Annotated in this window: 14 protein-coding genes; 3 read left to right on the forward strand and 11 right to left on the reverse strand. The window is 59.3% G+C overall.

Features of this window, described 5'->3' with window-relative positions; all coding sequences use genetic code 11:
- Positions 1–4: 4 nt before the first annotated feature.
- Genes CGERO_RS08435 through clpS form a run of 3 tightly spaced genes read right to left on the reverse strand, consistent with a single transcriptional unit; the run spans position 5 to position 1,863 of the window.
- Positions 5–955, reverse strand: a complete 951-nt coding sequence (locus CGERO_RS08435; RefSeq protein ID WP_281271020.1) for a P1 family peptidase — start codon at positions 953–955, stop codon at positions 5–7.
- A complete protein-coding gene (locus tag CGERO_RS08440) occupies positions 955–1,503 on the reverse strand; it encodes a DUF2017 domain-containing protein (RefSeq protein ID WP_123935018.1) in 549 nt (182 codons plus the stop codon). The genes CGERO_RS08435 and CGERO_RS08440 overlap by 1 nt, the downstream gene beginning before the upstream one ends.
- 3 nt (positions 1,504–1,506) lie before the next feature.
- The gene (gene clpS, locus CGERO_RS08445) at positions 1,507–1,863 is read right to left on the reverse strand and encodes an ATP-dependent Clp protease adapter ClpS (RefSeq protein WP_377016760.1); all 357 of its coding nucleotides are present in this window, start codon (positions 1,861–1,863) and stop codon (positions 1,507–1,509) included.
- A gap of 30 nt (positions 1,864–1,893) precedes the next feature.
- Here clpS and CGERO_RS08450 point away from each other — a divergent pair, with 30 nt between their 5' ends.
- Together CGERO_RS08450 and CGERO_RS08455 are read left to right on the forward strand one after the other, a co-directional pair.
- On the forward strand, positions 1,894–3,225 hold the full coding sequence (locus CGERO_RS08450) for a nicotinate phosphoribosyltransferase (protein WP_123935020.1): 1,332 nt from the start codon (positions 1,894–1,896) through the stop codon (positions 3,223–3,225).
- Between the two features lie 9 nt (positions 3,226–3,234).
- Entirely contained in the window at positions 3,235–5,181 is a 1,947-nt protein-coding gene (locus CGERO_RS08455) for an ATP-dependent DNA helicase (protein ID WP_342768093.1), read from the forward strand.
- A 4-nt stretch (positions 5,182–5,185) separates the two neighbouring features.
- Here CGERO_RS08455 and CGERO_RS08460 read toward each other — a convergent pair whose 3' ends face one another.
- The 4 genes from CGERO_RS08460 to nrdF all read right to left on the reverse strand — a co-directional run bounded on the left by CGERO_RS08460 (position 5,186) and on the right by nrdF (position 10,477).
- Positions 5,186–5,932, reverse strand: coding sequence for an aminoacyl-tRNA hydrolase (locus CGERO_RS08460; protein WP_123935024.1), 747 nt, complete (start codon positions 5,930–5,932; stop codon positions 5,186–5,188).
- Positions 5,925–7,193, reverse strand: a complete 1,269-nt coding sequence (gene serB / locus CGERO_RS08465; RefSeq protein ID WP_123935026.1) for a phosphoserine phosphatase SerB — start codon at positions 7,191–7,193, stop codon at positions 5,925–5,927. The genes CGERO_RS08460 and serB overlap by 8 nt, the downstream gene beginning before the upstream one ends.
- 126 nt (positions 7,194–7,319) lie before the next feature.
- Positions 7,320–9,062: an aa3-type cytochrome oxidase subunit I gene (gene ctaD / locus CGERO_RS08470; protein ID WP_123935028.1), complete on the reverse strand. Its 1,743-nt coding sequence runs from the start codon at positions 9,060–9,062 to the stop codon at positions 7,320–7,322.
- A gap of 428 nt (positions 9,063–9,490) precedes the next feature.
- On the reverse strand, positions 9,491–10,477 hold the full coding sequence (nrdF, locus tag CGERO_RS08475; RefSeq protein WP_123935030.1) for a class 1b ribonucleoside-diphosphate reductase subunit beta: 987 nt from the start codon (positions 10,475–10,477) through the stop codon (positions 9,491–9,493).
- 206 nt (positions 10,478–10,683) lie between these two features.
- Here nrdF and CGERO_RS08480 point away from each other — a divergent pair, with 206 nt between their 5' ends.
- Complete coding sequence (locus CGERO_RS08480) at positions 10,684–11,169, forward strand: ferritin (RefSeq protein WP_123935032.1); 486 nt, start codon at positions 10,684–10,686, stop codon at positions 11,167–11,169.
- A 72-nt stretch (positions 11,170–11,241) separates the two neighbouring features.
- Here the strand turns inward: CGERO_RS08480 and nrdE are convergent, their stop codons facing one another.
- The 4 genes from nrdE to ykgO all read right to left on the reverse strand — a co-directional run bounded on the left by nrdE (position 11,242) and on the right by ykgO (position 14,819).
- A complete protein-coding gene (nrdE, locus tag CGERO_RS08485) occupies positions 11,242–13,398 on the reverse strand; it encodes a class 1b ribonucleoside-diphosphate reductase subunit alpha (RefSeq protein ID WP_123935034.1) in 2,157 nt (718 codons plus the stop codon).
- Between the two features lie 64 nt (positions 13,399–13,462).
- Complete coding sequence (gene nrdI, locus CGERO_RS08490) at positions 13,463–13,903, reverse strand: class Ib ribonucleoside-diphosphate reductase assembly flavoprotein NrdI (RefSeq protein ID WP_123935036.1); 441 nt, start codon at positions 13,901–13,903, stop codon at positions 13,463–13,465.
- An 89-nt stretch (positions 13,904–13,992) separates the two neighbouring features.
- The gene (gene nrdH, locus CGERO_RS08495; RefSeq protein WP_123935039.1) at positions 13,993–14,226 is read right to left on the reverse strand and encodes a glutaredoxin-like protein NrdH; all 234 of its coding nucleotides are present in this window, start codon (positions 14,224–14,226) and stop codon (positions 13,993–13,995) included.
- A gap of 470 nt (positions 14,227–14,696) precedes the next feature.
- Positions 14,697–14,819 (reverse strand): type B 50S ribosomal protein L36, encoded by a 123-nt coding sequence (gene ykgO, locus CGERO_RS08500; RefSeq protein WP_003852698.1) that lies wholly within the window; start codon positions 14,817–14,819, stop codon positions 14,697–14,699.
- Between the last annotated feature and the right edge of the window lie 108 nt (positions 14,820–14,927).

Below are 14,927 nucleotides of genomic sequence, written 5' to 3' on the forward strand. Positions count from 1 at the left end.
ATACTCATAGTGCTTCCAAACGTAGTGACTCGTAAGCGGGTAACCCAAAGCCTGGCCGTGCGCGACGCACGGCGTCCACGATCGCAGCCTGCACCACATCAGCGGCGGCGATGCATAATTGCTGCAATTCTTGGGTGCTCACTCCGCTGGCGTCGCCGGTGGAAAGGCTAAAAAGCGTGTCTCCATCAAGTGGCGAGTGCGCAGGCTGGACGCCTCGGGCCAGACCGTCGTGTCCCACCATTGCGAGGCGCTTCGCCTGGGCTTGGGTGACGGGCGCGTCGGTGGCAATCACGCCGATGGTGGTGTTGAGTTTCGATTCCAAACCCTCAAGCTGTGCGTATTGCCCGGGATCAATGCCCGGCGCGGTTGGATCGCCGTAGAGCTTGCCGCTGGCTGGATCCACCACATGCCCAACTGGGTTTGCCACCACGCCTGCAGCTATCCGCCACCGACCAACCTGCAGCGCCGCCTCACCGAATCCTCCGCGGAGTTTTCCCGCGGTGGCTGCCACACCAGCGCCAACATTGCTGTGCGCTCTATGTTCTGGCTTCCCGCTCAGTGCCTTGAGTGTTGCAGCGGCACCCTCGGCGGCTCCGGGGCGGCAAGCGGGATCGCCCACCAGCAGATCGAAAATTACTGCACCTGGCACGATGGGCACGATGGGGCCTTCTCGCTCGGGGCCGAGCACGGCAAAGCCAATGCCTTGCGCTTCCAGTTCTCGCATCGCTCCGTCAGCAGCCGCCAGCCCGTAGGCGGATCCGCCGCATAAGCAGATGGCCTGCACGCGCTCTACGGTGTTGTGAGCCTTCAGCAGGTCAGTCTCGCGGGTGCCGGGGCCTCCGCCGCGCACATCGACGGCAGCCACGGCGGCATCACGGGCCAGCACCACAGTGCATCCGGACGATTCCATGCTGGCGTGGCCGATGGAGATACCGGGGATCGTCGACAAGCTCACTACTGCTCCAGGGGACCCATCATGGCGCTGAGCAGCGATTCCTGGTTATAGGCGAGCCATTCCACCAAGTTGAGGCGGTCACGGTCAGCATCGGGGTTCTCCGGCTCCGCCGAAAAGAGGTAGAGGCGCAGATCATTCAGTCCCGCAAGCCACTTGTGAGCATCGGCCTCACTGATGCTCACCATCACGGAGCCATCCGGGCCCAGAACGTCACCGATTGCGCGGAGGTTTTCCAGTTTGGCGCGGGTAATGTCCTGCTCGTGCAGGGATCGCAGGAGCGAATTATCGCCTTCGTATTCCTCATCGCCTTCGCGCTCAAAGTCCGGCAGAAGTCGGGCCAGCGAAGGATCCTCGGGGGCGTCTGTGTGCCCCTGGGCCATGCCGGTGAGCTCGGCAAGCTCGTCTTTGGGGGCGGATTGCGCCCGGCCTATCAGCGCCTCGCTCACCGTTGCGGCCAGATCGCCCAGCACTTCGCGTTCGATGGGCTCCAACACGGTTTCGTAGCGGGTACCGCGCAGTAGGGCCTTCTTTTTCTTCCACGGTTGCATCCATTAACCCCCTTGCTGCATGGTCGCCCAAAGGCCGGCTGTGTGCAGCTTCTTCACATCAGCTTCGACCTTGTCTTTTTCACCAGAAGACACCACCGCTTTGCCTTCCGTGTGCACCTGCTGCATCAGCTCGATCGCGCGTTTTTTGGAAAAGCCCAGGATGGTCTGGAAAACGTACACCACGTAGCTCATGAGGTTCACCGGATCGTCCCACACAATGCACATCCACGGCAGGTTTTCTTTGGCGGCGACATCGACAGCCAAAGCCTCATCTAATTCCGGTGTTGCCATTGGTGAACTCATCGCGCGGATTTCGGCGCGTTCGAGCGCATCGTGAGATGCAAGTGGTGCAGACATCATGCCACTAGCCTACCCACCCGGCCTCGGGTCATGGGGCTACACTTGGATGCCGTGACTTCTCAACAATCCACCGCACTGCTCACCGACATGTACGAGCTGACGATGCTGCAATCGGCGCTTGCCGACGGCACCGCCTCCAAGCAATGCACGTTTGAAGTATTTTCCAGGCGCCTTCCCAATGAACGCCGCTACGGAGTGGTTGCGGGCACGGCGCGCGTACTCGATGCGGTTCGCGCCTTCCGTTTCAGCGAGGAACAGCTTGCCTCGCTGAGCTTCTTAGACGAGCGAACCATCGATTTCCTGCGAAACTATGAGTTCCGCGGCAATATCGATGGCTACCGCGAGGGAGAGCTCTATTTCCCGCATTCTCCCCTGCTCACGGTGCGCGGCACCTTCGCGGAGTGCGTTATCTTAGAAACCGTGATCCTTTCGATCATGAACGCCGACTCCGCCATCGCTTCGGCGGCAGCCCGCATGGTCACCGCCGCTGATGGTCGCCCGATTTTCGAAATGGGCTCGCGCCGCACGCATGAGCAGGCAGCCGTCACCGCCGCCCGCGCAGCCTACCTGGCTGGCTTTGTCTCCACCTCAAACTTGGAGGCCGTGTATCGCTACGGCATTCCCGGCACCGGCACCGCCGCCCACGCTTGGACCCTGCTGCACATCAATGACGACGGCACCCCCAACGAGGACGCAGCGTTTCGCAGCCAGATCGACACCTTAGGTATCGGTACCACCCTGCTGGTGGATACCTATGACATCTCCCAGGGCGTTCGTAATGCCATCGATGTAGCAGGCCCGGAACTCGGGGCTGTGCGCATTGATTCCGGCGATCTTGGCGTGATGACCACAAAGGTTCGCCAGGAACTCGATGATTTAGGCGCCCACAACACCCGCATCGTGGTGAGCTCTGACTTGGATGAATACGCCATCGCCGGGTTGCGCGGTAACCCCGTGGACGCTTTCGGCGTTGGCACCTCCGTGGTCACCGGTTCCGGCGCCCCGACTGCCGGCATGGTGTACAAGTTGGTGGAGGTTGAAGGTCACCCCGTGGCCAAGCGCTCGCGGGGCAAGCAAATGACCGGCGGTACAAAGAAGGCCGTGCGCACACACCGCGCCACCGGCACCGCCGTGGAGGAAATCGTCTTTCCGTTTGATCACGACGCCCCGAAGATCGGCCAGCTCACTTCTTATGAACTCACCGTCCCGCTCATGCGCTCCGGCGAAGTAGTCGAGGGCCTGCCCACGCTTGAGGAATCGCGCGCATATCTGGCACGCCAATTGGTCACCCTGCCGTGGGAGGGGTTGGCATTGTCGAAGGACGAGCCGGTGCTGTCTACTCGCTTCGTGGGCTTCGAGTAAATGGAGGCGGTGCCGGCAACGTCAAAGCTTCTCGACGCCGCCGTGGACGCCCTCGGCGGTGCCCGGCGCGAGAATCAAGCGCGCATGGCACAGGCGGTCACCAAGGCGCTGGAGACGCAACGCCACTTGGCGGTGCAGGCCGGAACCGGCACCGGTAAGTCCTTGGCCTACCTGGTTCCGGCGATTCGCCATGCCCAGGCCACGGACACCACGGTGATTGTTTCCACCGCCACGATCGCTCTGCAACGCCAGTTGGTGGGCCGCGATCTTCCACGGCTCGCCGACGCCCTTGAGCCGCTGCTGGAACGCCGCCCGACCTTCGCCATCATGAAGGGCCGCTCGAATTACCTCTGCCAGAACAAGATCGGCGTTGAGGAACCTGAAGACACCCTCATGGATGAGGGCGATCTGACGTGGATGGGACGCCATGTTGCGCGCCTGCACGAATGGGCCAACGACACGGAGACTGGCGACCGCGATGACTTAGAACCCGGCGTGCCTGACCTGGCGTGGCGAGCAGTGAGCGTAACCGCTCGCGAATGCGTTGGGGCCTCCCGCTGCCCGCACGGTGATACCTGCTTTGCCGAGGCTGCCCGCAAGAAGGCGCACGACGCTGACGTGATCGTCACCAACCATGCCTTGCTGGCCATCGACGCACTATCCGAGGCGCAAATCTTGCCTGAGCATGAGGTGGTGATCATCGACGAGGCGCACGAGCTCGACGGGCGCATCACCGCCGTTGCCACCAACGAGATCGGCGTGACCACGCTGACGCTTTCCGCCAATCGCGCCACCAAGCTCGGCGCGGAGCAGCGCTCCAAGGAGCTGAAGCAAGTGGCCAATGAGTGGGAACAGGAGATGCTCGACATTGAAGCAGGTCGCATCACTGAACTCCCCGAAGCGCTGAAATCTCAACTTGAGGCCGTCCGCAATGCACTGTGGCGCCTGAAGGAGGCCATCGCGCAAAGCCCCGACGGTGAACAGACGAACGCCCCCGAACGTTTTGCCGAGCGCCTGGCGCTCAACAATCACCTGGTTGACCAGCACGATTCCGTGGTGCGCATCCTCGAGGTTTTTGAGGAATCAGATCCCTCCAAGCACGAGGACGTGGTGTGGGTGCATCACGACGATCGCCGCGGCACCCATATCAAGGTCGCACCACTGTCCGTGGCGGGACTCTTACATACCCGCCTCTTTGGCGAGAACACCTGCGTACTCACTTCCGCCACCTTGGCCATTGGCGGCAACTTCAAGGCTATGGCCGCTGCCTGGGGCATGCCAACGGGAAGCTTCGACGCCATGGATGTGGGCTCGCCTTTCGATCCAGCCAAGAAGGGCATCCTCTACACACCCACGCACCTACCGGAACCTGGTCGTGACGGTTTGGATGAAACGTGGCTGGATGAGATCGCCGAGCTGATCTTGGCTACGGGCGGACGCACTCTTGGGTTGTTTTCCTCCAAGCGCGCCGCTGTGCAAGCCGCCGAGGCCATGCGCACCCGCCTGCCCTTCGAGGTGTTCTGCCAGGGCGATGACTCCACCAGCACCTTGATCCAGAATTTCGCCAACAACCACAACGCCTGCCTTTTTGGCACGCTCACACTCTGGCAAGGCGTGGACGTTCCAGGCCCCTCGTGCTCCCTGGTGATCATCGACCGCATCCCCTTCCCCCGCCCCGACGATCCCCTACTCCAGGCCCGCAAGATCGCCGCCGACGCCGAAGGCCGCAATGGCTTCATGGAAGTAGCAGCAACCCACGCCGCGCTGCTCATGGCGCAGGGTGCTGGGCGCCTGCTGCGCAGCGTGGACGATCGCGGTGTGGTGGCGGTGCTGGACAAGCGCATGGTGGAAAAACGCTACGGAGGCTTCCTGCACTCCTCCCTGCCGCAGTTCTGGCGCACATCCGATCCCGCGACAGTGCGAGGGGCACTTAAACGCCTGGTGGCCGAGGCCTAAGTGCTCACACGCTACGCAGTAATACGCACACGGTGGCGGTGTCCGGCTCTACCTCGGTGAACCCAGCATCAACGACGGTAATCGCGTTGGGGTGTTTGCGGTGTTCGTCGAAAAGCCCCTTTTCCACCTCCCGTACCTGCAGTGGGAAGCTTTTCGACGCCCACCCGCGCGCCCATTCCACGCTCTGGTGCCCGGCGAACAACATCGAGGCATGCCCCACCTGCGCGGCAACTTTGCCGGCGCTCATGCCAAGGGAGGCGTTCACAAAGAGCACCACGCCCGGGCGCATTGGCCCAGGTTCTTCGAGCGGAAGGTCCGTTCCGGCGATTTGCAGCTTGGATAGCTCGCGCGGGACCTCGTGCACGGCACTGGGGATGAAGGCGCGCGCTGTGTCGTCGATAGTCACGCCAGGCAAAGCCTGCACTTGATCCCAGGCAGCATTGCGGGCGCGGCGAGTGACTTTGCGGATGCGATGGCGATACCAGGTATCGATGGCGCGAGCGAAGTAGCCGTGCTCTGGATCCTCAAAGTCGGCTCCGGCACGTTCATCCAAGCACACCGCCACCGCTGCACGAGCTGCGGCTTCCAAAAGGTGGTGGCGTTGCGGTGGCTGCTGCTTCGGGATGTGTAGAGCAATCTGCATCGCCTGAATCGTCGAAGGATCCGCGGCATCCTCCGGATCGCGTTCCCAGGAGCGCCCCTCCACCGCCTGAGCAAGACGCTCGTGCGCTATGGCGAACAAGTCAGTCATCCAGGGGTTTCCTGTGCGTCTGGCCATGTGCGGCTTCTTGGAGCGCGTCGATTTCGGTGCGGGGAATGCCGAGCATGTGCACGACCTCATCGAGGAAGGGCGAATTCACAGAAGCGTCCGCCACATTGCGCAGAGCGGGTTTCGCATTGAACGCGATGCCCAAGCCAGCGGCGGAGATCATGTCAATGTCATTCGCTCCATCACCCACGGCCACTGTCTGAGACAATTCCAGCCCCGAATCTGCGGCGAACTCGCGCAAGAACTCTTCCTTGGCGGCACGGTCCACCACCTTGCCGATCACGCGGCCGGTGAGCTTTCCTTCTTCAATCTCCAGGGTGTTAGCGCGCACATAGTCCAAGCCCAACTCTTCGGCGAGGCCTTCGAGCACCTGAATGAAACCGCCGGACACCACAGCCGTTCTATAACCCACTTGCTGCAAGGTGCGGATCGTCGTGCGTGCGCCGGGGGTGAGCACAATGTCGCGGGCGACCTCATCAATCACGGATGCATCCAAACCGGCCAACGCCTTCACTCGCTCGCGAAGGGACTCCTCGAAGTCCAACTCGCCGCGCATCGCGCGTTCGGTGACCTCGGCTACCTCTGCCTCGCGGCCGGCGTGGGCCGCCAGCATCTCAATAACTTCACCGGTGATGAGCGTGGAATCGCAATCGAAGCAGATCAGGCGCTTGGAGCGTCGCTGGAGTCCGTCACGCTCGATGGCGATGTCGACTCCTAACTCTTGGGTAAGCGCCGCCAATGCCTTTCGCAATGGGATTGCCCCGCCCGGCTTGGGATTCGGCACCGTCAGTTTCAATTCAAGGCCGGTGACGGGATAGTCGGCGATGCCCCGGATCGTGTCGATATTCGCACCATAATCCGCGAGCGTCTGACCAATGCGTGAAATGGCGGTGGCCGACACCGGGTTACCCAGCACCACCAAAACGTGGGTGGAGCGCGGACGTGAATACTCGGGCTGCTCGGGCAGCTCCACCGTCACCTTGAGGTGCGCGGTGTTGAGGGAATCCCGCAACCCTTGGAGAATGTTCTCTCGGTCTTCCGCCTTGATGCCCACAAAGCCTGCGAGGTTGAGGTACCCGCGGAATTGGGATTGCTCCACGTCGAGCACCTGCACCTCCCTGGCTGCGAGAACACGGAAGATCGATGCGGTGAGACCGGGGCGATCTTCACCAGAGACGGTGATGACGGCGGGGCTGAGGCCTTCCCGAAGGCCGACTGTTGGTTGCGTTTGCACGCGTTGCATTGTCTCATGTGTGCCACGGCGTTGCCCTCTTTGTGGGGTAAGGAGGGACTCAGCACAGCAAAAACCGCGATCGCTTTCACGATCGCGGTTTCAAGCCAGGATTATTGCGTTCCTCAGCTCAGCGGCTTAGGCGTGCGCTGGCGACTTATTTTCCTCAAGCGGGTGCTGCTTGTGCTTGTCGTGGCCAACGTGTGCCTCTGCGCGCATGCGCTCCACCATGTGCGGGTAGTGCAGCTCGAACGCGGGACGCTCGGAGCGGATGCGAGGCATGGAGGTGAAGTTGTGGCGAGGAGGCGGGCAGGAGGTTGCCCACTCCAGGGAGTTGCCGTAGCCCCAAGGATCGTCGACGGTGACGATCTCGCCATAGCGCCAAGACTTCACAACGTTCCAGATGAACGGCAGGACGGACATGCCCAGCAGGAAGGAGAAGACGGTGGAGATCTGGTTGTAGATTGTGAATCCGTCAGACTCCAGGTAGTCGGCGTAACGACGGGACATGCCCATGTTGCCAACCCAGTGCTGGATCAGGAAGGTGCCGTGGAAGCCCACGAAGGTGAGCCAGAAGTGCACCTTGCCCAGGGTCTCGTCGAGCATACGACCAGTCATCTTGGGGAACCAGAAGTACACACCGGCACAGGAGGAGAACACCAGGGTGCCGAACAGCGTGTAGTGGAAGTGAGCGATGAGGAAGTAGGACTCAGCGAGGTGGAAGTCCAGCGGCGGGGAGGCCAGCATAATACCGGTCAGGCCACCGAAGAGGAAGGTCACCAGGAAGCCCATGCTCCACAGCATCGGGGTCTCCCAAGAGATGTGGCCGCGCCACAGGGTGCCCAGCCAGTTGAAGAACTTCACGCCGGTTGGCACGGAGATCAGGAAGGTCATGAAGGAGAAGAACGGCAGCAGGATAGCGCCGGTCACGAACATGTGGTGCGCCCACACGGCCATGGACAGGGTACCGATGGACAAGGTAGCGAATACCAGGCCGATGTAACCGAACATTGGCTTGCGTGCGAAGACCGGGAGGATCTCGGAGACGATGCCGAAGAACGGCAGAGCCAGCACGTACACCTCGGGGTGGCCGAAGAACCAGAACAGGTGCTGCCACAGGACTGCGCCACCGTTGCCGGAGTCGTAGATGTGGCCGCCGAGCTTACGGTCGTAGAGCACACCGAGCGCTGCGGAGGTCAGCAGCGGGAAGATCATCAGCACGATCACGGAAGCGACAAAGATGTTCCAGCAGAAGATCGGCATACGGAACATGGTCATACCCGGTGCGCGGAGGCAGATCAGGGTGGTGATCATGTTGATCGCGGAGGCGATGGTGCCAACACCGGTTGCGCCAACGCCGACGATCCAGAAGTCGGTGCCAACGCCGGGCGAGTGCACGGAGTCTGCCAGCGGCAGGTACATGGTCCAGCCGTAGTCAGCGGCACCACCGGGGGTAAGGAAGCCGGCGAGCATGCAGACGATACCGATCTGGGTGATCCAGAAACCAAATGCGTTCAGACGCGGGAATGCCACGTCGGGAGCGCCGATCTGCAGCGGCAGCACGTAGTTAGCGAAGCCCCACACGATTGGGGTACCGAATGCCAGCAGCATGATCGTGCCGTGCATGGTGAACAGCTGGTTGAACTGCTCGTTAGACAAGAATTGCAGACCCGGCGAGAAGAGCTCGGCGCGGATCAGCAGGGCCATCAAACCACCAACGAAGAACCACACGAAGGACATGATGATGTACATGATGCCCAGGAGCTTGTGGTCGGTGGTGGTCAGCATATTCCAAGCCAGCGATCCCTTGCGGGCCCCGCCGGTTGGTGCGGGCCTGGTTGGCTCGGAGTAATTCTCCAGCCGTGGCTCCACAGCGGTCATACGTTCCTCCTGACTTGTAGGTTGCTCCCCTGTCCGCGAGCGCGTACAGAAAAGCCACCGAAATTACACTGCTCCATCTTAAGAGAGCGTAAGTCTTCTTCCAACCACCTCTGGTTGGGTATGCTTCGCACTCTACTTGGGTGTGAATAAAAATGTAAGCGTGTGAGCTGCGGTTTCACTTCCGCCCCACGAGTTCATGCCCGCAGCGTGCCGAAATGACTCAACATTCGTGATCACCACCACACATTTTCCTCCGGCGTGCCGCTCCCTCTGCAGCGCGAACGCCTTACGCTTCACCCCCGGCGGGTGTCATTCTTAAGGATGATGGTCCAGGTGCTACCTTCCCGCCCAGCCCAGCACTGCACCCAAAACGACACCGCCCGTCCCCTCGGTGGAGGAAGCGGGCGGCTAGGTGGGACGTCGAAAAGCTAGAAATCCCAGTCGTCGTCGGTGGTGTTTTCAGCCTTGCCAATCACATAGGAAGAACCTGATCCGGAGAAGAAGTCGTGGTTCTCGTCGGCGTTCGGCGAAAGCGCGGAAAGAATGGCAGGCGATACCTTCGTTTCATCCGCGGGGAACAGACCTTCATAACCCAAGTTGTTCAGTGCCTTGTTCGCGTTATAGCGCAGGAAACGCTTGACGTCCTCGGTCCAGCCGAGGTCATCGTAGAGATCCTCGGTGTACTGCGTCTCGTTGTCGTAGAGATCGTAGAGCAGATCGAAGGTGTACTCCTTGAGCTCCTCTTGACGCTCGGCGCTCTCTCGAGCCAGACCCTGCTGATACTTGTAGCCGATGTAATAGCCGTGGACGGCCTCGTCGCGGATGATGAGGCGAATAATGTCTGCGGTGTTGGTGAGCTTGGCATGGCTAGACCAGTACATGGGAAGATAGAAGCCCGAATAGAACAAGAAGGACTCCAGCAACGTGGAAGCCACCTTGCGCTTCAGCGGATCGTTGCCCTCGTAGTAGGACAGAATGATCTTTGCCTTCTTCTGCAGGTTCTCGTTTTCCTCTGACCAGCGGAAAGCCTCGTTGATTTCCTTGGTGGAGGCGAGCGTCATGAAGATATTGGAGTAACTCTTCGCGTGCACGCTCTCCATGAACGCGATGTTGGTGTACACCGCCTCCTCATGAGGGGTGAGTGCATCGGGGATCATCGACACGGCGCCGACGGTGCCCTGAATAGTGTCGAGCATGGTCAAGCCAGTAAAGACTCGCATGGTGGTTTGTTGCTCAAGCTCGTTGAGCGTTTTCCAGCTCTTGATGTCGTTGGACACCGGCACCTTTTCGGGCAACCAGAAATTACCCGTGAGACGATCCCAAACTTCCTGGTCTTTCTCATCCGGGATGGTGTTCCAGTTGATGGCCGCGACAGGCTTTGGATGCTGGTCAATGTAGGTTTCGTAGGTGCTCACGAACGCCTTGCCTCCAGGAATGCTTCTTATCGTTGCACGCAGAGTCAATATTCCGCGCAGATTTCCTTGCAGAGCTTACCCGAGGATCAGCACTTCGCAGCGTAAAGCTGGTCACATGGAATTTTTGCTTGCTTTTCGACGCCCCACGCCCCCAATTTTGCCCAAGTAAGTGCCTTTGCAGGCGATTTCACCTAAACTCTCGATCTATGACGATTCACAAGAAACTCGCAGAAGCATTGGACAAGCAAGTAACTGCCGAACTCGAAGCGGCGCTGATTTACCTGCAGCTTTCCTACCAGCTGGAGGAACTTGGCCTGAGCGGCATGGCGCACTGGATGAAGATGCAGCACGCTGAGGAACTCGAGCACGCTCAGCTCTTCGCCGATCACCTGTTGCAGCGCGACTACACCCCGCAGATTGCGAAGATTGAGGCACCTAAGGTTCGCGTCAACGCCCCGATCGACGCCTTCGAGGCATCTCTCGCACACGAAAAGAAGGTCTCTGGTTTGATCCGCGACCTCGCCGCGATCTCTGATTCCGTCAAGGACTTCGATTCGCGCCCCATGCTAGACCGCTTCCTGGAGGAGCAGATCGAGGAAGAAGCATCCGTCAAGGGCATCATCGACCGCCTGAAGCTCGCTGATACCGGAACCGGCCTGCTGTCCATCGACGCAGAACTCGGCCAGCGCTAACACTCCCCCATATAAATAAGGAGCAGGAAGATAACACTTCCTGCTCCTTTTCGATTGTGTCAGCCGCGAGGCTTAGAGCATGCAGCTCACGCAACCTTCCACTTCGGTGCCCATGAGTGCAACCTGGCGCAGGCGAATGTAGTAGAGGGTCTTGATGCCCTTGCGCCATGCGTAGATCTGAGCTCGGTTGATGTCACGGGTGGTGACCGAATCCTTGAAGAATAATGTTAGCGAAAGCCCCTGGTCCACGTACTTGGTGGCCACGGCGTAGGTGTCGATCACCTTTTCGTAGCCCACCTCGTAGGCGTCCTGGTAGTAGTCCAGGTTGGAGTTATCCATGTGCGGTGCTGGGTAGTACACACGTCCGATCTTGCCTTCCTTGCGGATCTCAATCTTGGAGGCGATCGGGTGGATCGAGGACGTGGAGTTGTTGATGTAGGAGATCGAGCCGGTTGGCGGCACTGCTTGAAGGTTGCGGTTATACAGACCGTGCTCAGCAACGGATGCTTTCAGTTCCTCCCAATCATCCGCGTTTGGGGTGTAGATCGAGGAGGCGTCGAAAAGCTGCTTGACCTTTTCAGTCTTGGGCGCAAAATCCGCGGGATCAAACTCGTCGAAGTATTCGCCACTGGCATACTTGGAGTCCTCGAAGCCTTCGAAAGTGGTGCCACGCTCGCGGGCGATCTTGTTGGAGGCGCGCAGGCACTGATACAGCACCGCCGCAAAGTAAGCGTTGGTGAAGTCCAGCGCTTCCTCGCTGCCGTAATAGATGTGCTCGCGGCCGAGGTAGCCGTGGAGATTCATCTGGCCAAGGCCAATCGCGTGCGCGGCGTCGTTGCCCTTGCGGATGCTTGGTACCGAATCAATGGAGGTCTGCTCGGACACGGCGGTGAGGCCGCGAATCGCCGTCTCAATCGTGCGGGCGAAATCCGGGGAATCCATGGTCATGGCGATGTTGAGCGAGCCCAAGTTGCAAGAAATATCCTCGCCCACCTCTGCGTAGGTGAGATCCTCGTTCAGCACCGAGGGAGTGTTCACCTGCAGAATCTCGGAGCACAGGTTACTCATGTTCACACGGCCGGCGATGGGATTGGCCTTATTTACCGTGTCTTCGAACATGATGTAGGGGTAACCGGACTCGAATTGAATCTCGGCGATGGTCTGGAAGAACTCGCGCGCCTTAATCTTGGTTTTGCGGATGCGCGGATCCTCCACCATCTCCTCATAGTGCTCAGTCACGGAGATGTCTGCGAATGCCTTGCCGTAGACGCGTTCAACGTCGTAGGGGCTGAACAGGTACATGTCGTCATTGCGCTTGGCCAGCTCAAAGGTGACGTCCGGGATGACAACGCCCAGCGAAAGGGTCTTGATGCGGATCTTCTCGTCAGCGTTTTCGCGCTTAGTGTCCAGGAAGCTCAAGATATCCGGGTGGTGCGCGTTCAGGTACACGGCACCCGCGCCTTGGCGTGCGCCAAGCTGGTTGGCATAGGAGAAGGAATCTTCCAGCAGCTTCATCACGGGAATCACGCCGGAGGACTGGTTCTCGATCTTCTTAATCGGCGCACCGGCCTCGCGCAGGTTCGAGAGCAACAGCGCTACGCCGCCACCGCGCTTGGAAAGCTGCAGCGCGGAGTTAATGGAACGGCCAATGGACTCCATGTTGTCTTCGATGCGCAGCAGGAAGCAGGACACGGGCTCGCCGCGCTGCGCCTTGGCTGAGTTCAGGAAGGTGGGCGTTGCGGGCTGGAAGCGGCCGGAAATAATTTCATCTACCAGGTGCTTGGCCAGAGCCTCGTCGCCTGCGGCAAGGGTAAGCGCCACCATGCACACACGATCTTCGAAACGCTCAAGGTAGCGGCGTCCGTCGAAGGTCTTGAGCGTATAAGAGGTGTAGTACTTATAGGCGCCGAGGAAGGTCTTGAAGCGGAACTTGTGCGCGTACGCCTGCTTGAACAGCGCCTTAATAAAGGGGAAGCTGTATTGCTCGATCACTTCCGCTTCGTAGTAATTGTTGCTGACCAGGTAGTCAATCTTTTCTTCCAGGTCATGGAAGAACACGGTGTTTTGGTTGACGTGCTGCAGGAAGAATTGATTCGCGGCTTCGCGGTCTTTTTCAAACTGAATATTGCCGTTGTCATCGTAGAGATTCAGCAGCGCATTCAGCGCGTGATAATCCAGTTGTTCCTCGCGAGAAACCGGTTCAGCAACGTTTTTTCCTAAGGGAGCCACAGGGGTCAGTGTCCTTACAGTCGTGGGATGTTTTCTAATTGTTCAAAGATCAAGCTTTTCGACGTCACGCGCTTTTCGCTGGCAATTCTAAGCCAAGTGCTTCGGCGTTGTTGATCAGTCCACTTTGGACGATCTTCACATCTTCTTCGGTGCCGAGCAACTCATAGCGATAGACGTATGGCACCTTGCATTTCTGCGAAATGACATCGCCCGCTTTTCCAAAGTCGCTTCCGAAATTCGAGTTGCCTCCCGCAATGACGGCTCGGATCAGCGAGCGATTGTGCGGATTATTGAGGAAGCGGATCACCTGCACCGGAACGGGCCTGGTGTTGCCTCCACTAATGGATGCCCCTCCCCCGTAGGTGGGACACACGAGCACATAGGGTTCGCGGACTTCGAGTTGGGGGTCGTGTTTATGTAGAGGAATTCTGGCGGAAGGAAAACCGAGCTTTTCCACAAAACGCTTGGTGTTTTCCGTTGCGGATGAGAAGTAGACGATGAGCACGCTGTGCCTTTCTCCATCACACTGGATAAAAAGAAAGCGCCGGTTCGGAGGTTGCTCGTATCCGATACCGGCACTGCGGAATGAATGCCCTAGGCCACCTGAGCCGCCAGGGAGCGGATGCGCTCCGGGCGGAAACCGGACCAGTGGTCACCGCCTGCTTCCACGACGGGGGCTTGGAGATAACCGAGAGCCATGACGTAGTCGCGAGCCTCGTCATCCAGGCTGATGTCAATCAACTCATATTCCAGGCCTGCGCGATCCAGTGCCTTTTTGGTGGCGTTGCACTGCATGCAGGCTGGCTTGGTGTACACGGTGATCGACATGGTCTAATTCTCCTGCTGCGATTGAGGCTCCCAGGCATTCACCTGGTGCGGTTGGGGCTTTGAGTTTCAAGGGCGCTTTCCACGGCAACCCTTCTGCCGCGAACGATGTGATTGCCCGTTCCGGCGACATGAAGAAACACTATACCTAGGGCAAACTGAGCGCAACTACACTATATGTAGTAGTTACACCGTGGGAATTCCCAGGATTACAACAATGAAACGCACTAGATGTAGCGCCCATGCCTCAAACTGTCAGGTTTGAAGCTCACAGCCATGTAAGTCACACCAGCGCCCGTGCATAAAGCACTTCTCTCACGCTACCGGCGAGAACGACCCGGCAGGCACAAAAATAAGCGGAAAAATATTGGAGCAAAAAATTTTTATCCCCTCCACACTCGGGGGCACCCACCGAAAATAATGAAACCCACCTCCACAAACGTGGGGGTGGGTTTCTGATCGCTGCGCAGGAATTAGCCCTGGCGAGCCTTGAAGCGGGGGTCCTTCTTGTTAATGACGTAGACCTTGCCGCGGCGGCGGACAACCTGGGCGCCCGGCTTGTTCTTCAGCGACCGAAGGGACTTACGGACCTTCATTCGGGCGCTCCTTTCTTTTCCACGAAAGCCAAGTTGTGACTTTGCTTTGATTAACAACGACGCTCCCACCCCACGCGGCGAAAAACCGCAGCTTACCGGCACTGTGGA

The sequence above is a fragment of the Corynebacterium gerontici genome (assembly GCF_003813985.1).
Classification (GTDB): domain Bacteria; phylum Actinomycetota; class Actinomycetes; order Mycobacteriales; family Mycobacteriaceae; genus Corynebacterium; species Corynebacterium gerontici.